Origin of the sequence: Pediococcus argentinicus (assembly GCF_001437605.1) — a bacterium.
Lineage (GTDB): Bacteria > Bacillota > Bacilli > Lactobacillales > Lactobacillaceae > Pediococcus > Pediococcus argentinicus.
Map to the genome: position 1 here is coordinate 20,294 of NZ_JQCQ01000002.1, position 18,860 is coordinate 39,153.

The window sequence follows — 18,860 nt, forward strand, 5'->3', positions numbered from 1 at the left end:
TGGTACACTTTAGAAAAAATGAGGAGGTTTAGACCTTGAATAAATCTCGAATGGAAGCATTTACTGATGCCATCATAGCAATTGTCGCTACGATTATGGTATTGGAAATTCACGCACCACACAATTTTACATTTGAAAGTTTTAAGAATCAGGTTCCATCACTAATCGCCTACATAATTAGTTTTCTACAAATTATGGTTTCTTGGTACAACTACCATTTACTATTTAAACGAGCTAAGAGAGTTGATTTTCTAGTTTATTTAACTAACATGATTTGGCTCCTAATGTTATCCGGAATGCCATTTGTAACGGCTTGGGTTGGTGAATATCCTACTCATTGGCAACCAGAACTTGCTTACCTAACGATTATGTCACTTTGGACCGGAATGTACTCTGTGACATCATTTGCGTTACAGCGGGATAATCGTGGCCAAGCAATTAATGTCGACCCAGAAAACAATTTTGAAAGAGGTATTCGCTACGGTTGTCTCATTGTATCCTTTATAGTACTACCATTCTGGCCACCAATTGCTCTAGCTCTAACATACTTCTTGTTCATAGAATCTATCATCACTTGTTTCAGAACAGAGGATCGTTGGACTCAAGCTTCATAATCGAAAAAAGATCGCGAATAATATAATCGCGGTCTTTTAATTTAGTCTTTAATTGTTAAAAATGAATCAACTGGTGTTCGTTTCGTGTAAATTTGATTGATTGCTTCATCTGTTTTGGCGTAACCAAGGGCAATACCCATCGCAATCATTTGATTATCACCAATTTTGAATTCTTTCCGAATCATATTAGGAAACTTGACCAATTCATAAGCTGGAATCGATTGAATTCCGTGATCAGTAGCTGAAAGCATTAGCGTTTGTCCAAAAGCGCCTAAATCATACAACGACCAACCTGCTGCATCCTTTGGTAAAACTAAGTAAACAATCGCGCTGGCATTAAATAGCTGATGTTGACTCTTGGAGAACTTCATACTGGCAGCCATGTTATTACCTAATTCTTGCAAGACTTGATTGGACCACTGCTGCATATTTTGTTGTGCTACTGGAGCCCATTCCCCGCGATGAATTGTATCAATATCAGAGTTGCCACCTCGACCGGCATTATCCCATTCTGCATGTTGTTGCTTAATTCTAGCTAGCATGCCACCTTTAGCAATGAAAACCTGCCATGGCTGTGAGTTAGCCCACGAAGGAGCTCTACTTGCATCAGTAACTATCTCTTTCAAATCTGCATCACTAATTTCACGATCAGAGAAATCTCGCATTGATTGGCGTTCGTAAATTGCATCTTTTAGTTCCATAGTAAATTACTTCCTTTTCACTTTTTAAATTTATTATTTAATTCAAACCTTTTAAATTGCAGTCAACTTCGTTTTGCTTTATAAATGGACTATTGAATAATTATGCTTACTTATAGTAAATGACTGGGCAACTTTTGAAAACATACAATCTTAACGTTTTGTATGAATGGAGATAAATAAATGGCAAATGCAACAAAACAACAGATTATTGATACATTTTTGGATTTAACATTGAAACAATCCGTGGATAAGATTTCAATTTCAAAATTAATGCAGATTACTCAATTACAACGTGAAACCTTTTACTATTATTTTGACGATAAATACAGTCTGGTTGAAGAGACTTTGCGCTCGCTACTCTTTAATTCTTACGTTAAGATGCTTAAGTCAGAATCACTGGATGAAGCCAATCAGGCTGTCATGAATGGAATCATTAATCATAAAAATTTCTATCAGGACTTACTTTCAGGTCAAAATGAGTATATGTTCAAGAAAATTTATTGTCAGGTGTCTGTCGATGTTATTACTGATTATTTAAAACAGCATTATGCTAATGACATCTCTGATTCTGTGCTGTTTGCCGCTCGTTTCTATGCTTACGCTGTTAATACCATCATTTACGATTGGATTGAAACTGGCATGCAAGAACCAGTTGATAAATTAGTTGCACATTTTCGAACCTCTATTCCAGAAATTTTAGCCCCATACTTCTATACTAAAGAAGGACAAACAATTTAATTAAAAAAGGAGTTTTAACTATGAAAATTTTTATCGTTGGTGCCAGTGGTCGAATCGGTACTAAACTAGCAAATTATCTTGCAGATCAGGGACATACAGTCATTGCTGGCTCACGTCATCCTCAAGCATTTGAATCAGAAAACATTACATCGATTGAATTTGACCTTCATGACTCTGTTGAAAATTTAGCAAAAAAAGTAGGTAAAGTGGACGCAATTTATTTTGTAGCTGGTTCACGAAGTAAGGACTTACTTCAAACTGATGCCTATGGTCCCGTTAAATTAGCGCAAGTAGCAACAGAAAATGGAATTACTCGCTTTATTCTATTAAGTTCAATTTTTGCAACTCAACCTGATCATTGGAACGACGACTTCCTTGCTCAAATTCCAGATTACAATATTGCTAAGTACTTCGCTGACCGTTGGATTATTGACCATTCCAACTTAAACTACACAATTTTACAACCTGGTGCTCTTCTAGAAGAACCAGCTACAAACAAGATAGATGTTTACGTCAAGGAAACTGGTAAGAACTCAATTGACGACGTCGTAACTGTTTTAGGTGAACTTCTTGAACTAAAGAACTCGTATAAAAAGGTTGTTCCTATGCACAGCGGAAGCTTACCAATTAATCAAGCATTAAGCGATATTTAAACTTTTCGTCAATAGCTTGTATTTTTAAAATAGAGTGCTAAACTTTTCTCAATCATATTTGAGGAGGTCTCCACAGTGGGATTAATAATTGGATTTCTAATTCTATTACTACTTGCTCGCCTAGTCGGTAGAACCATTTTCTGGGTATTAGGTGTCGGATTAGTAGTTCTAGCGTTCGTTTTCTTTATCAGAATCGCCTTTTGGATTGCGCTCATTGCACTAGTAATTGGCGGATTTTCAATGTTTGGTAGAGCATAGAGTGTGAAATCAAACTGATTTAGGCTATTAAGATTCAGCAACATAAAATGGATTGCCACTATAAAAAGTAGCAATCCATTTTTTAGTTATTATTAAGCCAACGTTGGTTAGCCTCGGGCGTCATTAGACCAGCCATCAGCATTTCTAAAATAGTTTGAAATGGGAGCTTTTCAACAGACGAAGTTTCTTTTTCTAATTCAACTTCGTAAGATTGAATCGTATCAAAAATAATATTCCGCGACAGTTCAAAGCTATTCGTTCGTAACAGTCCCTCGTCCGCGCATTTTTTCAACAATTCATACATTGCACGATTGCCGGCGGCCTTTTGGTCCATTGCCAAATGACTTTTGAAAACTGGTGTTTTGAGACTAATGCTAATCAACTTCATCTCAGTGGGATACTTTTGTGAAAAACGATAAATCATTTCGATTTGATTAGCAGCTTGTTGCTCAAGACTACCGGAGTAATTCGTTTCTTTTTCAGCAAACTTACCGAGTCGAATAAATGCATCTAAATAAACTTGTTCAATTAAATCCTGTTTACTTTTGAAATAGATGTAAATATTTGACTGGGCAATCCCTACTTTTTTAGCAATCGCACTCGTTGAGATATCAATATTATTATTTTTAACAATCATCTGAGCCGTAACTTGGATGATTTTTTTAGTTTTCTTAGGGTCTTTTATTTTCATAATATCTTGATACTAAAGAATCCCGATTTGGATGTCAATATAACGCATTATTCGTAACTCAGCATAAAGTCTGAATCATGCATGAAGTCCATTTGTTTAGCAAAGACTAATTTGCTAACGATAGCTAGTGCGATTGGTAACACGAAGAATAGAATCGTTATCACAATCACATTGGTACCACCATTTAGGGCAGCCATCGGACCAATCAAGCCGGAGAATCCAAATCCTGCACTCATTGGTGTTCCTTTAACATTGAATATAGCACCTAATGCACCGAGAATTCCGGCGTTAATAATGACGGGAATAAATAATTTAGGTTTTTCGAGCATGTTTGCCATTTGAATCTTGGGAGAGCCAAGAAAATGAGCTAGAGACGTACCTAATGAATTGGCTTGGCTACCGAAAATTGCTAGAGCAAAACCACAAGCTGTAATTCCCAAGTTAGCTGAGCCAGAAGCAATACCACTTAATGAAATCGCTGTGGCAATTCCAACTGAGGAAATCGGAGTTAAAATCAATGCGGCAAAAATCATAGCTAATAAGGTCCCCATCATCACTGGTTGTAATTTGGTGACTGCCATAATACCTTCACCAATTGCTACTGTAATAGCGTGAATAGGTCCTAATGTTAATAGACCCAACCCACCAGCAATAACCAATGTTGGAGCTGGTAAGAGTAAAATAGTGTAGGCCTTCATGCGAGTTCCTAATACTTGAATGATTAGAACGCCAATTGCAATTGTCACCATAATATTAATTACATCACCAGTTCCTTGAACACCGAAACCGCCAGTTGGTAATAACTTCCAGTTTCCAGCACCCATCATAGCCACAATTGCTAAACTGGAACTTTGAATGGGAGTCATTTTGAAAAGCATCGCTACACAAAGTCCGGAAACCACTGGTAGTAAGGTCATAGAAAAATTAGTAAGTGTAATAATCGTATTGGCAAATGGCAAGACACCTTTGAGAGCCAACATTAATTGACCGAGTAGAGCTGATGGTACCAAGGCTACGATAACCCCGATACTGATACCATTTAAGACATTTAACGTAAACTGCTTGGCTGATTGAGTTGGTTTAGTTTCTGTCATAATTTATCCTCCTACAATGTGATCGCTGGGTTTGTCGTGTAATAAGGAGTCCACGTCGTTTAAACTCATGGAAACCATCGAGCTAACTGCTGCATCAGTGTAAAAACCAATATGGGGTGTCATCGTGACGTTTGGCATTGCGAGCAATGTATCAAAGAGACTTAAGTCACGGTCACTATCGCGGAGATCATTTTCAACGACCCCTTCTTCACCTTCAACAGTATCTAAACCGGCTCCAGCAATTTCACCATTTTGTAGGGCAGCTACTAAAGCGTTGGGTTCCACAATTGGTCCACGAGCACAATTGATCAGGAGAGCTGTATTTTTCATCTTGTGTAATGCATCGGCATCAATTAAGTGGTGCGTTGAATCATCTAAAATAGTATGAATTGTGATTACGTCACTTTGTTTTAACAACTCATCAAAACTAACGTATTCCAACGTGTCTGCTAGTTCTGGTCGTTGCACTAAATCATTAGCAATTACTCGAGCTCCTAAGGCTCTAAAAATTCGGGCGGAAGTTCCACCAATCTTACCAGCACCCAAAATTCCAACCGTCATGTTGTGAATTTCAGTAGTCTGGAGTCCTGGCCATGAAAAATCGTGCTCTTTCATCTTTAATCCAGCTTCTTTAATCTTACGTAGAAGTCCCATTGTATACGCTAGAGCTTCTTCTGAAACTGAGCGTGGTGAGTATGCTGGAACGTTTGTGATTGCAATACCATTTTCCTTTGCAGCTTCTAAATTAACGACATTGAAACCCGTCATTCGTAGAGCAATGTGATGAATACCCATTTGAGCTAATTTTTCATAAACTGCTGGATCATTGATTGCTTCGTGTTGTTGAACCGAAATTCCGTCAAATCCTTTTGCTAGTTCAATTGTTTGTGCATCCACAATTTCCTGATTTGTTTCTACTTCAGCATCGTGTTCTTGAGCCCATTTTTGAATAAATTGTTTTTCATCTTCACGTACACTAAACATTAAAATTTTCATTTAAATTTCCTCCGATTATTTATGACTATCAACAAAATGCTGAATTCGTTTAACTGCTTCTTCAAGATTTTCCATACTTGCGGCATAGCTAAGACGTAAGTAACCCTCGCCAGCTGGGAAAGCTGCTCCTGGAATTACAGCAACTTTAGCTTCTTTTGCTAGTTGCATGCCAAATGCAAAACTATCTTGGTCAAACTGAGCCGGAATCTTAGCAAAAATATAGAAAGCTCCATCCGGACTGATAACTGGAAAACCAGCTTTTTCTAGTCCAGCTTTTAAGAAATCACGACGCTTTTGGTATTCCTTCTTCATTTCTAAACCGTCGTCCATCCCATTTTTAAGAGCTTCGATTGCGGCATCTTGAGCATTTGTAGTAGCTGAAGTAACAGTAAATTGATTAACCATCCCAATTTTTTGAATGACTGGTGCCGGTCCGGCTACAAAACCAATTCGCCATCCGGTCATGGCGTGTGATTTAGAAACACCGGTAATTAACAAAGTTTGTTCTGGTAGTAACTCTCCCAAGGAAACGTGTTTGTCGCCATACGTTAGTTCGCTGTAAATTTCATCACTGATCACAAAGATTTCATGTTGTTTGATGATTGCTACTAAAGCTTCAAGCTCGCTTCGAGTATACGTAACTCCCGTAGGATTAGTTGGATAATTCATAATCAACGCTTTGGCGTTTGGATGTTCTTCAAAAGCCTTCGTTAATTTTTCGGATGTAAGTTGGAATCCATCTTTAGACGTATCGATGAAGACAGGCTTAGCACCGTTTAAAATAGCAATCGGAATATAGAGTGGAAAAATTGGAATCGGAATTAAGACTTCGTCGCCTGGATTAATAACCGCCGTGATTGAAGAATAAATCGCACCAGTTGCACCAACTGTCGTTACGATCTGAGTTTCAGGATCAAAGTTGGCACTGTATTTTGATGATAAGAAATTTGCGGCTGCCTTTCTCAATTCAATTTTTCCAGCAGATGCTGTATAGTGGCTTTGATTGTTAGCAATACTTTCTTCGCCAGCAGTTTTAACATGCTCTGGCGTATTGAAATCTGGTTCTCCCAGAGTCAATTTGATGATGTCTGGAATTTGAGAAACATCTGCATCAAATTTTAAAATTGAAGATGGTTTCAATAAATCTAATTGTTTATTCATTTTACTTGCTAAATCCATATGTGGTTCCTCCTAAAGTTTTCGTAAAAAGTATGTAAAAAAGCCGCTTAGTTTAATTGAAAACTAAGCGGCTTTATTCTGACGTTAAAAATTCGTATTAATGGCTTGTCAGATGTCTCGCAGCTTAGTTTCCTAATCTGCAGGCATCCCAAAAGGCTCTTGGTTTCTTACAGATTAGCTCTGAAAAAACCAAAAGTAATATCGGTTATTAAGTTGTTGGCGTTTAATTTTTAACATAAATATCCAGCTCCTTAAAATGACTTGAAATTAGAATATCATTATAAAATTAGAAATGCAACCTCATTTTTTAATTTTCGTAATTCTTTCGTGTGTTTTATAAATAAGATATACTTAAGAAAACCCGTTGAAAGGATGCTACTTATGAAAAAATCATTTGCGTTTATTCTGGCAGCAATTGTGTTATTAACCGTCAGTGGCTGTGGCAATCAAAAACAAACTTCCGAACAAAAAGGTGATATTACATCTGCTCAAGGTGGATCAGATGATAGTTCTAAAGATAGTAAATCAATTGATCTCAAGCCACAAGAAAATGATCTTTGGAATAATGATAAGTCGCGCCAGCTAGAATCATTTATGAAAGACTGGCAAGCAACGATGCATCAAGAATATCAAAACTACTATCCAGGAAAAGATGTTAGTTACTATGGTATTACCTATCCTAGCTCGCTTGGATCAGGAAATATAGCAGTGAATGATCACAAAGTCAGCATGGGTTGGTCCAATGATGGTCTGGGCAAACACGACTTTAACGTTGTGGCCATCTATTCCGACATTGACCATGCTAAAATGGGCGCTCATCTATATTTCTTCGCAATTGCTTCTAATAAGAAACCAATTGTTTTAATTACTGAACAAAATCAAGGTACCCCTGATATGTTGATTCATTTCAATCCAACTAAGAATACTGACTTAGAACAAGGATTTGAAAAGATTGCTAACTCAAATGTTCAATAACCCAAAACGACCGAGAAATTAATTTTCCCGATCGTTTTTATATTTTAAATCACAGTTCATTCAATTTCTGTTCCAACTGATTCAAGTTATCTTCAAATACGTCAAAAGCCTGATCCAGATAATCCGTCTTAGTTACATCAATGCCGGCCTTTTTAACAATATTAATTGGATAATCACTGGCACCAGCTGCCAAAAATTCTTTATATCGATCTAATGCACCCGGCTTCTGATTTAGAATATCGTTAGCAAGGCTAACCGCGATGGCTTTTGAAGTTGCATACTGATAGACGTAATAATCATAGTAGAAGTGTGGAATATAAGCCCAAGTATCTCGATCCCAATCTGGAGCTTCAACTGCAGGTCCATTATATTGTTCAAATAAGCCATTAAACTTATCTGCCATCAAATCAGGAGTTAAAGTTTTGCCTTCAGCGTCTGCTGTATAAATAAAATGTTCGAACTCCGCAAAAGCGGTTTGACGATAAACAGTACCGACAAAATCGCCTAAGATTTGAGTTAATAGATATGCTGATACTTTGGGATCATCGGCATACTGTTTCAACATATAGTCATTAAGAAGACTTTCATTTAAAGTTGACGCAATTTCAGCAATAAAAATTGGGTACTGTGAATACCATGATGGTTGAGCTAGGTCCGTGTAAACACTTTGCAGAGCATGACCTGACTCGTGGACTAAAGTGGAAGTGCTGCTATAAGTGTCACTCCAATTTAACAGAATGTAGGGATGTACTCCATAAACATCATCTTCATAACCGCCACTACGCTTACCTTCATTTTCAGCGGCATCAATCCAGCGATGATCAAATTCATCATCCAAGTGTGCCAAGTAATCAGATCCTAAAGGTTTTAGAGCCTTTTTAGCAATTGCTTTAGCTTCATCAAATGTAAATTTAAGCTTAGTTCCCTTCACTAATGAAACATGGCGATCATAATCATACATATGATTTAGACCAAGCACTTTTTTCCGTAATTCATAATACCGATGCAATAAATCTAAGTGCTTGTGATTAGCTTCTATCAAGCTATCGTAAACACTCTCTGGAACATCATTTTCGCTCATATTCATTTGACGAGCACTATCAAAATGACGAATTCCGGCTAAAATATTTTGGGAATGAACATGATTACGCAATGTTGCCGCAAAAGTGTTTCGCACCCCGTGATATGCCTCGTCCATTTTGCGACTAACAGCTTCACGAACTTTTTGGTCTTCATTAGTTTGTAAGTCAAAGACCCGTTCCTTTGTTAACTCAACCTCTTGTCCATCATCGTTAGTATAAGTACCAAATTTTAAATCTGTATCATCCAACTTAGTTGAAATCTCAGCAGCGTCATCGATTGCTGGTTGCAATTTGGCTAACAATTCTTCTAATTCTGGTGTTAACGTATGACTCTTTTGCGCTTGAATTCGATTTAAATTAAATTCAAATTGTTTTAAATCTGGTTCTGATGCTATAAAGTTCTTTAATTGTTCCTCACTTAAAATCGTGATACTTGGTTCATAGAATGAAATGGCAGCTTCCCAATCATTAACGGATAACATAGCTGTATTGTAAAGTTCATTACCACGAGCATCGCCAGTATCACTATCGTTAACCCGAGCAGCATATCCATAGACTTTTCCAAGTAATTCTTCAGATTCAACCAGCAATTTAGTTGTATCCAAGAGTTCTTTCGCTGAATTTACTACAGTATCTTTGTGTTCAGAAAGTTGTTTACTAAAGTTGTTAAGATTTAAGACACCCTGCTGAAATGCTTGATCATCTGTAAAAATGTCATTTACATTCCATGTCAATTCAACTGGAACATCACTGCGCTTAATTTGTTTTTCAGTCATTTAACTCACCGAACCCTTTTTATATTATTTTTTAGTTTTATAATTAACTTAGTTTTAACTGGGGGGACAATCATGCGTGAATATCATTGGAAATACGGACTATATAATTCTTTATATTTTTTAATCGCTTTTATACTAATAATGCTAGTCAAAGCACTTAAATTACCCGATGAATTATCCATACTATTATTAATAGCATTAGCGATTTTAGCTTTTTTCGTTAATTCTTGGCTTGCTAAGAAAAACCCTAAATTAAATCCATCGAACTACCATTCCAGACCAGTAATAACCATATCATTAACACTATTACTAGTAGTTATCGCAATTATTGGGATAAATTTTTCATTACCAGATAACTTTGTTACTTTTTGGGTCTTTACTACAGTTATCCAATTTATCTTTGGTGTTTTTTCGAACTACTGGATTCCAGAAAAAGGCTAAAAATAGAAATGAGGTACTAATATGCAGAACTTGCAATGGCAATACGCACTAATTAATTTGCTAGGATCCATAGTTACCGGAGGCTTGGTATTAATCACTCTGTGGCTAAACTTATCCTTTATTTTACTGATTGTAATAATAAGTATTTTGGCATTACTTTATTTTTGGATTCAAAAATACAAGCCTACTTTAGCGTCTAAAAACTACCAATATTCGTCACTCAGTATGATTTTAAGACTTATTCTAGTAGCATTAATAGCTCTTATGTCGTTTTTTATTGTCAATTATTCAGCTTCTCACAAACCAATATATCTCATACTTCTCTGTACATTCTGGATTATTGGTTGCGTGGGCAAATTCATATCTGACCTATTCATGATTTACCGTGAAGTTTAATCGACTCCACGGTTTTGTTTTGCCAAATTTCGGTTTACTGCTAATCCCAATCCGATTACTATTGCACCGACAACTAGAACAATCATTAAAATAACATTCCAACTTAAAGAAGCATGTAAAGATCCTAAAAGAACCGGACTAACCGCTGCCAATAAATATCCAACCGTTTGTACCATACCAGAGACATCAGCAGTTTCAGCGCTAGTTCTAGATGATAAGGTAATTAAACTGACAGAATATGTAAATACGGCAGCTACTGCATACCCCAATAGAACAGCACTTAAAATGGCTATTGGCCAATTTTTACTGATTGAAACTAAACATGCTATACCTAGACCATATCCAGCTGCAATCGACCAAATCAAAGGTGCCCGAGCCGATTTCTTCTCTGATAACACCGGGACAAAGTATGATGCTGGCATCCCCACTAACTGAAAAATACCTAGTAATAGTCCTGCTTCCGAGGTACTGAATCCTTTACTAATAAAAATCGTTGGAATCCAGGTTAATAAACCGTAAAAGACAAATGACTGCATCCCCATAAATAGTGCTAACGTCCAGATTCGGCCCTGTTTCCATACACTGATTGATTCAGGTAACTCTTTGTTAGTTGATTTAGATTTAGGCGTAACGTTATTTGGTAATACAACACGTAGATAAACCGCGGCTATTAAAGCAACCACCGAAAAAATTTGAACAGCTAACTGCCACCCAATCGCATTAGCAATTGGAACAATTACTGCACTCCCAATTGCGGCCCAAATATTCATCGATACGGAATAAATCCCCGTATATCCACGAACATTTTCACTCGCATATTCTACTAAGAATAATGGCAATAAAACATTCAAAACAGTAATTGTGAGTCCTACTAACAGCGTTCCTAAGAACATTAAATCGACTGAGTAAACTCGCAATATATCACCAAGCCCCATTAATACTAATGAAATAAGGATAATCAGTCGCGAGCCAAATATCTTTCCTAATTTACCTGCGAAGGCTGAAAAAAGTCCAAAACACAACAGCGGAATCGTCATTAAAATTCCACTGACTGAACTAGAAAGATGAAATTGATCTTGAATCATTCCCAATAACGGCGGGATGGTTGTAATCATCATTCTCAAATTGGCCCCAATTAGGAACACTAATATTGTAAAAATGGTGCGCTTTTTCATGTAATTATCCTCCTGCGATATCTACTACTAGAATACTACAAGACTACACTTACAACATCGAATTAGTATGAATATCAATACATATCTAAAAAACGCATAGTTGTATTTTGTATACCGTAAAATTATAATTTGATTACAATATGGTTATTAATCTCTAAAATTAAATGAATAATCAGAAAAGTATATTTATAGCGAGGAAATTATCTATGTCTAAAATGACTAATCAAGAACGTCTCTCAAAACAATATGAAAACGACAATCGTCTTGCAATTCGAACGAGACTGCATCAACTGTACAATGTTAATCAACAGCCTCTCTGGGACTGGTTTTTTGAAAATGTAAAATTTCCAAAACATCCACGTATCTTAGAAATTGGTTGTGGCAATGGTTCACTTTGGTTAAATCATTTACAGTTACTGCCAACGGATTCTAGACTAACATTAACTGACTTTTCTTCTGGTATGGTACAAATTGTTCAAGATGAATTTAAACATGATGATAGAATTGAAACTCAGGTTGTAAATGCTGAAGACATCCCGTTCGTTGATAACTCTTTTGATATTGTAATTGCAAACCATACATTACATCATGTTGAAAATATTGATACATCTATAAAAGAAATCAGACGCGTACTTACACCGAATGGAATTTTCTATGCGACTGCAAATGGAACAAATGGCTTAGAAAATTATCTGCACCAAGCCATTCAAAAAATCGATCCTAACAATATGGCATTTAGTGATATTTTGCCATTCAATTTACAGAACGGAGAGCATTACTTAAAAAAGCAATTTAAACATGTTCAAATCACTGATTTTCCTAACTCACTATCAGTTACTAAAACTGCTGATCTCATAGCTTGGATTGATTCCACCCGCGATATGCAATCCGAAATATCTGATGACTTGTTACAAAAACTTACTATTTATTTTAATTCAATACTTCATAAACATGGGACTATTGATATTCCAAAACAAATCGGACTTTTTAATGCTTCAAACGAGTGAAACAATTGCACGACACTAAAAAAAGACTAACCTAAGTTAGTCCTCAACCATTACATTAGACAATTATCAACATGCGGAGACCAGCAACGGCAATTTGTTGGTCTCTTTTGATTTGTTGCCTTTACGTTTCTAATTCTACATCATCCCGTTATCTAATACCAGCTAGGCTTATCGCCATCTGTCCCTGGTTTATTCAATCCAATCGACTCTTTTTCATGCTGATTAGGATCTTGAATTAATTTAGTAACAAAGTCAGCAACACTCTTTCTAGAAACCTCAGTTCCAGTTAATAAGTCTCCTTGACGAGTAACTTCATAATCAACCTCATCTTCGTCACTCAACCAACTAGGACGAATGATAGTGTAGTTAAGATCTGAAGCTTCAATCAAACGCACTGCACCCGTTTCAGTTGCTAAATAACCATCTGGCACTAAAGTTTCTTTATTCCATTCACCAAACTTACCAGGAACTTCATCATCCACCCCTAAGCAGCCAATCCAGATTAATCGATGCAACTCTTTTTGGCGCATTGCTTCAATAATAGAATTTGCCATCTCAGTCTTTAGCCAAGGCCCCAAATTAGCGTAAACAATATCTTGATTATCCATGGCCGATTTTAATTCTACCACTTTAGTTGCGTCACCTTGAACGACAGTCACACGATCATTTTCGGAAATATCAGTTGGCAACTTAGACGGTGTCCGTACAAACACCGTAATTTTATAATCCGTTTCTTTAAGTAGGTTTTGCGTAGTAAAAGTACCCATTCCACCAGTAGCTCCAATAATTAAAACATTAGTCATCATAACCCCCTCCAAAATTGTTATTTCAAAGGAAGTCTAGCTTAGAAAATTGTATATGTCGCTTATAAAGGTTTATTTTCGTGAATTAAATATTTGTATGATAAATAAACCTTTTTAATAGACAATTAAATCTTAAACGAGTAGCATTTCCATCAGAATTTTAAACTACTTCAAAGAAGGCTAATCAATTGTCAGAATCATCTTTAAAAGAACAAGTAAAACAAATGTATCAAATGATACTCGATGCAAAACATCCCACCGTATTAACTGGTGCAGGAATCTCAGTGAGCAGTCACATTCCGGATATGGAAATGATGACAAACGTATTCGGAGTTTTCGAATCTACAACACTTGAAAATCATCCCGATACTTTTTGGTCTGAATTCCATAAAGACTTTGTTGATCCAATTTTCAAATATGGTCCAAATAAATCACATCGCGTCCTAGCAAAGTTAGAACAAAACGGTCATCTAGACGGCATAGTGACAACCAATGTCGATTATCTACATAATATTGCTGGTAATACGAACGTCATGCCTATCTGGAGTGATTTAAATACGAACCACTGTATCAACTGTGGACGGATTTTTGATATTAATCGTCTGAAAGATGCTATTCCTCGGTGTCAAAATTGCAACGGCGTTCTATCACCTGATCCAGTCTTCCGTCATATCGCAACGCTACCAGACGAGGTTCGCCGTGCAAATCAAATCATGCAGAACAGTGATTTAACCATCGTGATTGGTTCCAATGGCTATTACAGTCAAACATCCAATCAACACGTTATTAACATCAATCCTAAACCTAATACATTTGATCAACGTTCCGACTTGATATTACGACACTCATCAGACGCTGTTTTCACCGAGTTAGAGCAGATGCTCTAGTTTATTACCACTATAAAGTGCTAAAATAATCCCCAATCAATCAGATTGGGGATTTTAATATGGAGAAAATTAACAGAATTCAAGCTCAACTTCAGCAACTATCTTTTGATGCCTTACTTATATCAGACGAATTTAATTTGAAATACCTCACTAAATTCGACGGAACTGCAGGAGATGCTCACTTATTAATCACAACTAATGAATCATATTTTTTCACTGATGCCCGTTATGAAACTGATTTAAAAGAATACCTTGATCCACAAATCAAACTTATTATTACTCGTAAATACGTGGATGAAATGGCGCCCCTACTGGAACCAAATCACATCGCTAAACTTGGATTTGAAGATAATCTTCCATATAGAGAGTACGCTCGCCTGAACGAACAACTCAATTTAGAACTAATTCCGACTACTGAATTAGTCGATCGTGCTCGTGCCATTAAATTTAAATCTGAAATTAATGATTTAAAAGAAGCCACAAGACTCTCAATTGAAGGATTTAACTACGTCTTAACCAAAATCAAACCTGGAATCACTGAAATTGAAGTTTCTGATCTTTTGGATCAATGGATGAAAGCCCACGGTTCAGAAGGAGCCTCATTTGAAACTATCGTAGCAAGTGGCGCTAGAGCTGCCCTTCCACACGGATCAGCAACATCCAAAGTCATTCAAAATGGTGAATTAGTTACAATCGACTTTGGATATTTCTACAATGGTTATACTTCCGATATTACAAGAACCATTGCTGTTGGTGAACCAGATAACGAACTGAAAAAAATATACAAAATTGTTCAAGAGGCACAATCAAAAGTTATTGAAGCTATTAAACCAGGAGTATCAGGGAAAAAATTAGATCAAATTGGACGTGACTACATTACTGAACAAGGGTACGGTCCCAAATTTAATCACGGAATGGGTCATGGCATTGGTTTAAATATTCATGAATATCCTCAAAGTTATGGCGTGACACCAAATTACAAAGTTCAAGAAAACGAAGTTATTACGGTGGAACCTGGCATTTACATACCAGATTTAGGTGGAGTCCGCATTGAAGATGATATCCTTGTTACTGCTGATGGTCATTTGAATATTTCGGCTGATTCAGATAGAGATTTGATAGTTTTGTAGCGGTGTTCTGTTTGTTTATAGAGTTATAAAAGTTCTACCAATGATTGGCTGGAACGTAGTGGCCAAATTTCAAGCCACAAATCGGTCTTGAAAGTTCACCTTATTCTAACCGCTTCGCGATAAGAATAATTTCACTACTGAGCCATCATTGGTAGAACTTTTATTGGCAGCGAAAACTTACATGCTTTGAAAACACAGAGGTGACATTTTGAAATATGATACAGAGAATTTTTCAATGGAAATCGATGTTAAAGAAAAAGAACAATTGGAGAAATTATATGCTGATTTAGGCATGGACTTAAATATGGCCGTGAGGCTGTTTTTTGAAGAGAGTTTATCTAAAAATAGTATTCCACTTAACATTAACTTAAAACAAGTACTAAACAATCAAGCAAGAAATGAAGCTCTGTCCCCAAACTTAAAGAGTTTTAGGTCCGCCGATGAATTAATGAACGAATTAGAGCATTAAGTAAAATTGCGTTAATTTAAAAGCAAATGTAGAAAAAAGTCGTTTCCAAGATGGCTAAGTAGTGAAATTATCCTTAGCAATTTATTGCTTAGGATAAGATGAACATTCAAGACCGAACTTCGGCTTGAATTTCATCCACTACGTTCCAGCCAATCTTGGAAACGACTTTTTTCGGAAATAGAACACTAAACCCTATTCCCCATGCTTCTTCCCACGAATCACATGTTCCGCATGTCCCATCGCAGAGTTAATAACTTGCAAAATATGCGGGTCATCCAACTGATAATAGTTGTTCTTCTTAACTCGAGTAGCAGAAACCAACTGTAGCTCTCTCAAGATTTTCAACTGATGTGAAACCACCGACTGTTCCAGTCCAAGTTCCGCACAAATTTCACTAACGTTATAAGGCTTATCCTCGAGTAAATAAAGGATTTTAATCCGAGTTAAATTACTTAAAACTTTTAAGATCTGATGTGTTTCATCAAATAGCTTCTCATCAATAGCCATAGGAATCCTTCTTAGTTCGTATTTTTCTTAATTTTAACAATCTTATGCCAATAAAAAAAGCCATCCCAAAGGACAGCTTTCTTTGTCTATTATTACGCTAATAATAATTTGTTATCTAACAATCATAACAGAGATTGGTGAGTATTTGGCCATGTATGATGCTTGAGAACCAAAATACTTCCGAATTCCCTTTTTAGAAATTGAACCAATCACTAGTAAATCAGCTTTAGAAGCTGGGATTACGTTCTTAACGATTGTTTCACCAGCATCACCTTCGTCGACCATCATATCGACCTTAGTAACGCCTGCTTCAAGTGCGAGCTTACGATATTCGTTGATATGTTCAACAAGTTCGTCACGCTCTCCATGAATATAATCTTTTGTTAGAGCTTGATAGACGTTCATTTCTTCATTTTCGAGAATTGAGGTAATAATTAATGTCGCATCGTTTTGTCTTGCCTGTCGAATGGCGTATCGAAAAGCCAACTGGGCATCAGCTGAGTCATCAACTCCCACCAAAATTCGTTTAAAATCTTCATGTTCACTCATCTTCCTTGCTCCTTTTTTTAGATTAAAGTGTTCCGTCTTGTTCTAATTTTGCTTCATAACGCTTGTTACCACGATAAAGTTCAACCGTTGTCCATACCAAGAGAGCCATAACAGCAGCAATCAAGATATAAGCAATAATATTGGCTGTGTTGGTTTGTGCAGCAGTGATATTATCACCGAAGAAACCAGCAACAGCATCTGGAAGACCTTCCATGTTAAGGAATGTTAATCCAATAACTGATAACCATCCAAGAACTTTAACCCACAAGCTGTTCTTGAAACGTTCACCCATTTCAACTTTACTATTTGTCATCATAAGTAATGGCAACATTGAGAATGGTAAAGCAAAGGCAAGGAATACTTGAGAATTATTCATTAAATCATTTAACGCCGTATGTTCATCAATCGCACTCTTACCACTTGTCATCATAACGCAGATAAGAACAGGGATAACTGAAATCAAACGTGTAATTAAACGACGTAACCAGATAGGCATCTTCATGTGAACGAAACCTTCCATGATAACTTGCCCAGTTAAAGTACCAGTAATAGTTGAGTTTTGACCTGAAGCTAACAAGGCAACAGCAAACAATACTGATAAAATACCTGACTTAGCAACACCAATTAACACACCGTTACTCAATGTTGATGTATCTGATAATGCTTGGAACAAACCAAAGAATGAAGGATCCTTAACAGCGCCAGTCTTAAATACTGCCACACCCATGATTAATAGGAGTGAGTTAACGAAGAACGCAGCTGTTAATTGAATATTTGAGTCCCATGCTGAGAATTTAACTGTTCTTGCAACATCTTCTTCATCATCATGATCGATCTTACGTGTTTGTGAAATAGCTGAATGGAGGTACAAGTTATGAGGCATAACTGTAGCACCAATGATACCAAGTGAACCTTGTAAAGCTGTCATTCCATTTACTGAATGTGAACCGTCAAATGTCTTAGTTGTTGGAACTAATCCAGCAACAACGGCACCCCAGTTAGGATCTGATAAAGCTACTTGATAAACGAATACTAATAAGATAACTAAAATTAAGCATACAACAATTGCTTCAATCTTACGGAATCCAACCTTTGTTAATAACAATAAGAGCAAAACATCAAATACTGTAATAAATACAGCGATAACCAAAGGTATATTGAATAATAGATATAACGCAATTGCGGCACCAATAACTTCAGCGATATCAGTAGCCATGATAGCTAACTCAGTCAAAATCCAAAGTACAATTCCAAGTGATTTACTAGTTCTTGCACGAATTGCTTGAGCTAAATCCATCTGACTCACAATTCCAAGTTTAGCCGCCATATATTGTAGCAACATCGCAATTAAACTTGACATCAAGATAACAGACATTAGTAAGTACTGGAAATTTTGTCCCCCAGTAATTGACGTTGACCAGTTACCTGGATCCATATAACCAACAGCTACTAGAGCACCAGGTCCTGAATACATGAATAAGGTTTTCCAGAAACCCTTTCCCTTTGGAACTTCAACTGTTCCATTAATCTCTTCCAACGACTTACCATTAGCATAATGGATTAAGTGTTGTTTCTTCTTTTTTGCTTGTGAATTTTCCATAATGACTATATGTCCTCCTTTTTCCACAAAACTTATGTTATCATAAATTCCATAGTTGTAAACAATTATTTTGGAACACCAAACTTAAATAGTTCTATTTATAATTTTTGTTTGGTTATCCTAACAAAGGAGGTGTAAT

The 18,860-nt window shown here is 36.5% G+C and carries 21 protein-coding genes; 10 read left to right on the plus strand and 11 right to left on the minus strand.

Features of this window, described 5'->3' with window-relative positions; translation table 11 throughout:
- Positions 1 to 35 precede the first annotated feature (35 nt).
- Positions 36 to 614, plus strand: a complete 579-nt coding sequence (locus tag IV88_RS00750) for a TMEM175 family protein (RefSeq protein WP_057797723.1) — start codon at positions 36 to 38, stop codon at positions 612 to 614.
- A 41-nt stretch (positions 615 to 655) separates the two neighbouring features.
- On the opposite strand, the gene IV88_RS00755 is transcribed toward IV88_RS00750, so the two are convergent.
- Entirely contained in the window at positions 656 to 1,315 is a 660-nt protein-coding gene (locus IV88_RS00755; RefSeq protein ID WP_057797725.1) for a nitroreductase, read from the minus strand.
- A 180-nt stretch (positions 1,316 to 1,495) separates the two neighbouring features.
- Here IV88_RS00755 and IV88_RS00760 point away from each other — a divergent pair, with 180 nt between their 5' ends.
- The 3 genes from IV88_RS00760 to IV88_RS00770 all read left to right on the plus strand — a co-directional run bounded on the left by IV88_RS00760 (position 1,496) and on the right by IV88_RS00770 (position 2,964).
- Positions 1,496 to 2,053: a TetR/AcrR family transcriptional regulator C-terminal domain-containing protein gene (locus IV88_RS00760; protein ID WP_057797727.1), complete on the plus strand. Its 558-nt coding sequence runs from the start codon at positions 1,496 to 1,498 to the stop codon at positions 2,051 to 2,053.
- Between the two features lie 20 nt (positions 2,054 to 2,073).
- The gene (locus IV88_RS00765; RefSeq protein ID WP_057797730.1) at positions 2,074 to 2,706 is read left to right on the plus strand and encodes an NAD(P)H-binding protein; all 633 of its coding nucleotides are present in this window, start codon (positions 2,074 to 2,076) and stop codon (positions 2,704 to 2,706) included.
- Positions 2,707 to 2,781: 75 nt separating this feature from the next.
- On the plus strand, positions 2,782 to 2,964 hold the full coding sequence (locus IV88_RS00770) for a hypothetical protein (RefSeq protein WP_057797732.1): 183 nt from the start codon (positions 2,782 to 2,784) through the stop codon (positions 2,962 to 2,964).
- A gap of 82 nt (positions 2,965 to 3,046) precedes the next feature.
- On the opposite strand, the gene IV88_RS00775 is transcribed toward IV88_RS00770, so the two are convergent.
- From IV88_RS00775 to IV88_RS00790, 4 genes are read right to left on the minus strand one after another with little or no spacing between them, the layout of a single operon-like run.
- Entirely contained in the window at positions 3,047 to 3,655 is a 609-nt protein-coding gene (locus IV88_RS00775) for a TetR/AcrR family transcriptional regulator (protein WP_057797734.1), read from the minus strand.
- A gap of 47 nt (positions 3,656 to 3,702) precedes the next feature.
- Entirely contained in the window at positions 3,703 to 4,749 is a 1,047-nt protein-coding gene (locus tag IV88_RS00780) for a PTS sugar transporter subunit IIC (protein ID WP_057797736.1), read from the minus strand.
- A 3-nt stretch (positions 4,750 to 4,752) separates the two neighbouring features.
- The gene (locus tag IV88_RS00785) at positions 4,753 to 5,745 is read right to left on the minus strand and encodes a D-2-hydroxyacid dehydrogenase (protein ID WP_057797738.1); all 993 of its coding nucleotides are present in this window, start codon (positions 5,743 to 5,745) and stop codon (positions 4,753 to 4,755) included.
- Between the two features lie 15 nt (positions 5,746 to 5,760).
- Positions 5,761 to 6,924: an aminotransferase class I/II-fold pyridoxal phosphate-dependent enzyme gene (locus IV88_RS00790; RefSeq protein ID WP_057797740.1), complete on the minus strand. Its 1,164-nt coding sequence runs from the start codon at positions 6,922 to 6,924 to the stop codon at positions 5,761 to 5,763.
- A 381-nt stretch (positions 6,925 to 7,305) separates the two neighbouring features.
- Here IV88_RS00790 and IV88_RS00795 point away from each other — a divergent pair, with 381 nt between their 5' ends.
- Positions 7,306 to 7,899, plus strand: coding sequence for a DUF4767 domain-containing protein (locus IV88_RS00795; RefSeq protein ID WP_057797742.1), 594 nt, complete (start codon positions 7,306 to 7,308; stop codon positions 7,897 to 7,899).
- 49 nt (positions 7,900 to 7,948) lie between these two features.
- Here IV88_RS00795 and pepF read toward each other — a convergent pair whose 3' ends face one another.
- Entirely contained in the window at positions 7,949 to 9,757 is a 1,809-nt protein-coding gene (gene pepF / locus IV88_RS00800) for an oligoendopeptidase F (protein WP_057797744.1), read from the minus strand.
- Positions 9,758 to 9,829: 72 nt separating this feature from the next.
- Between pepF and IV88_RS00805 the strand changes: the two genes are divergently transcribed.
- Positions 9,830 to 10,198, plus strand: coding sequence for a hypothetical protein (locus tag IV88_RS00805; protein ID WP_057797746.1), 369 nt, complete (start codon positions 9,830 to 9,832; stop codon positions 10,196 to 10,198).
- A gap of 392 nt (positions 10,199 to 10,590) precedes the next feature.
- Here IV88_RS00805 and IV88_RS00815 read toward each other — a convergent pair whose 3' ends face one another.
- On the minus strand, positions 10,591 to 11,769 hold the full coding sequence (locus IV88_RS00815) for an MFS transporter (RefSeq protein WP_057797750.1): 1,179 nt from the start codon (positions 11,767 to 11,769) through the stop codon (positions 10,591 to 10,593).
- Between the two features lie 206 nt (positions 11,770 to 11,975).
- Here IV88_RS00815 and IV88_RS00820 point away from each other — a divergent pair, with 206 nt between their 5' ends.
- Entirely contained in the window at positions 11,976 to 12,776 is an 801-nt protein-coding gene (locus IV88_RS00820; RefSeq protein ID WP_057797752.1) for a class I SAM-dependent methyltransferase, read from the plus strand.
- Between the two features lie 152 nt (positions 12,777 to 12,928).
- Here IV88_RS00820 and IV88_RS00825 read toward each other — a convergent pair whose 3' ends face one another.
- The gene (locus IV88_RS00825) at positions 12,929 to 13,579 is read right to left on the minus strand and encodes an NAD(P)H-binding protein (RefSeq protein ID WP_057797753.1); all 651 of its coding nucleotides are present in this window, start codon (positions 13,577 to 13,579) and stop codon (positions 12,929 to 12,931) included.
- Between the two features lie 188 nt (positions 13,580 to 13,767).
- On the opposite strand from IV88_RS00825, the gene IV88_RS00830 reads away from it, so the two are divergent.
- From IV88_RS00830 to IV88_RS09370, 3 genes are all read left to right on the plus strand, one after another.
- Positions 13,768 to 14,466, plus strand: coding sequence for an SIR2 family NAD-dependent protein deacylase (locus IV88_RS00830; protein ID WP_236698583.1), 699 nt, complete (start codon positions 13,768 to 13,770; stop codon positions 14,464 to 14,466).
- Positions 14,467 to 14,525: 59 nt separating this feature from the next.
- A complete protein-coding gene (locus tag IV88_RS00835) occupies positions 14,526 to 15,596 on the plus strand; it encodes a M24 family metallopeptidase (RefSeq protein WP_057797755.1) in 1,071 nt (356 codons plus the stop codon).
- A 208-nt stretch (positions 15,597 to 15,804) separates the two neighbouring features.
- Positions 15,805 to 16,065, plus strand: a complete 261-nt coding sequence (locus tag IV88_RS09370) for a hypothetical protein (protein ID WP_186823763.1) — start codon at positions 15,805 to 15,807, stop codon at positions 16,063 to 16,065.
- A gap of 192 nt (positions 16,066 to 16,257) precedes the next feature.
- On the opposite strand, the gene IV88_RS00845 is transcribed toward IV88_RS09370, so the two are convergent.
- From IV88_RS00845 to IV88_RS00855, 3 genes are all read right to left on the minus strand, one after another.
- On the minus strand, positions 16,258 to 16,572 hold the full coding sequence (locus IV88_RS00845) for an ArsR/SmtB family transcription factor (RefSeq protein ID WP_057797756.1): 315 nt from the start codon (positions 16,570 to 16,572) through the stop codon (positions 16,258 to 16,260).
- Positions 16,573 to 16,683: 111 nt separating this feature from the next.
- Complete coding sequence (locus IV88_RS00850; RefSeq protein WP_057797757.1) at positions 16,684 to 17,121, minus strand: universal stress protein; 438 nt, start codon at positions 17,119 to 17,121, stop codon at positions 16,684 to 16,686.
- 22 nt (positions 17,122 to 17,143) lie between these two features.
- Entirely contained in the window at positions 17,144 to 18,721 is a 1,578-nt protein-coding gene (locus tag IV88_RS00855; protein ID WP_057797760.1) for an Nramp family divalent metal transporter, read from the minus strand.
- Positions 18,722 to 18,860 lie beyond the last annotated feature (139 nt).

What these genes read in the sequence shown, in the direction of transcription:
- IV88_RS00755 (WP_057797725.1), bottom strand. Translation starts at nt 1,315, where the DNA reads ATGGAACTAAAAGATGCAATTTACGAACGCCAATCAATGCGAGATTTC.
- IV88_RS00760 (WP_057797727.1), top strand. Translation starts at nt 1,496, where the DNA reads ATGGCAAATGCAACAAAACAACAGATTATTGATACATTTTTGGATTTA.
- IV88_RS00765 (WP_057797730.1), top strand. Translation starts at nt 2,074, where the DNA reads ATGAAAATTTTTATCGTTGGTGCCAGTGGTCGAATCGGTACTAAACTA.
- IV88_RS00775 (WP_057797734.1), bottom strand. Translation starts at nt 3,655, where the DNA reads ATGAAAATAAAAGACCCTAAGAAAACTAAAAAAATCATCCAAGTTACG.
- IV88_RS00780 (WP_057797736.1), bottom strand. Translation starts at nt 4,749, where the DNA reads ATGACAGAAACTAAACCAACTCAATCAGCCAAGCAGTTTACGTTAAAT.
- IV88_RS00785 (WP_057797738.1), bottom strand. Translation starts at nt 5,745, where the DNA reads ATGAAAATTTTAATGTTTAGTGTACGTGAAGATGAAAAACAATTTATT.
- IV88_RS00790 (WP_057797740.1), bottom strand. Translation starts at nt 6,924, where the DNA reads ATGGATTTAGCAAGTAAAATGAATAAACAATTAGATTTATTGAAACCA.
- IV88_RS00795 (WP_057797742.1), top strand. Translation starts at nt 7,306, where the DNA reads ATGAAAAAATCATTTGCGTTTATTCTGGCAGCAATTGTGTTATTAACC.
- pepF (WP_057797744.1), bottom strand. Translation starts at nt 9,757, where the DNA reads ATGACTGAAAAACAAATTAAGCGCAGTGATGTTCCAGTTGAATTGACA.
- IV88_RS00805 (WP_057797746.1), top strand. Translation starts at nt 9,830, where the DNA reads ATGCGTGAATATCATTGGAAATACGGACTATATAATTCTTTATATTTT.
- IV88_RS00815 (WP_057797750.1), bottom strand. Translation starts at nt 11,769, where the DNA reads ATGAAAAAGCGCACCATTTTTACAATATTAGTGTTCCTAATTGGGGCC.
- IV88_RS00820 (WP_057797752.1), top strand. Translation starts at nt 11,976, where the DNA reads ATGTCTAAAATGACTAATCAAGAACGTCTCTCAAAACAATATGAAAAC.
- IV88_RS00825 (WP_057797753.1), bottom strand. Translation starts at nt 13,579, where the DNA reads ATGACTAATGTTTTAATTATTGGAGCTACTGGTGGAATGGGTACTTTT.
- IV88_RS00835 (WP_057797755.1), top strand. Translation starts at nt 14,526, where the DNA reads ATGGAGAAAATTAACAGAATTCAAGCTCAACTTCAGCAACTATCTTTT.
- IV88_RS00845 (WP_057797756.1), bottom strand. Translation starts at nt 16,572, where the DNA reads ATGGCTATTGATGAGAAGCTATTTGATGAAACACATCAGATCTTAAAA.
- IV88_RS00850 (WP_057797757.1), bottom strand. Translation starts at nt 17,121, where the DNA reads ATGAGTGAACATGAAGATTTTAAACGAATTTTGGTGGGAGTTGATGAC.
- IV88_RS00855 (WP_057797760.1), bottom strand. Translation starts at nt 18,721, where the DNA reads ATGGAAAATTCACAAGCAAAAAAGAAGAAACAACACTTAATCCATTAT.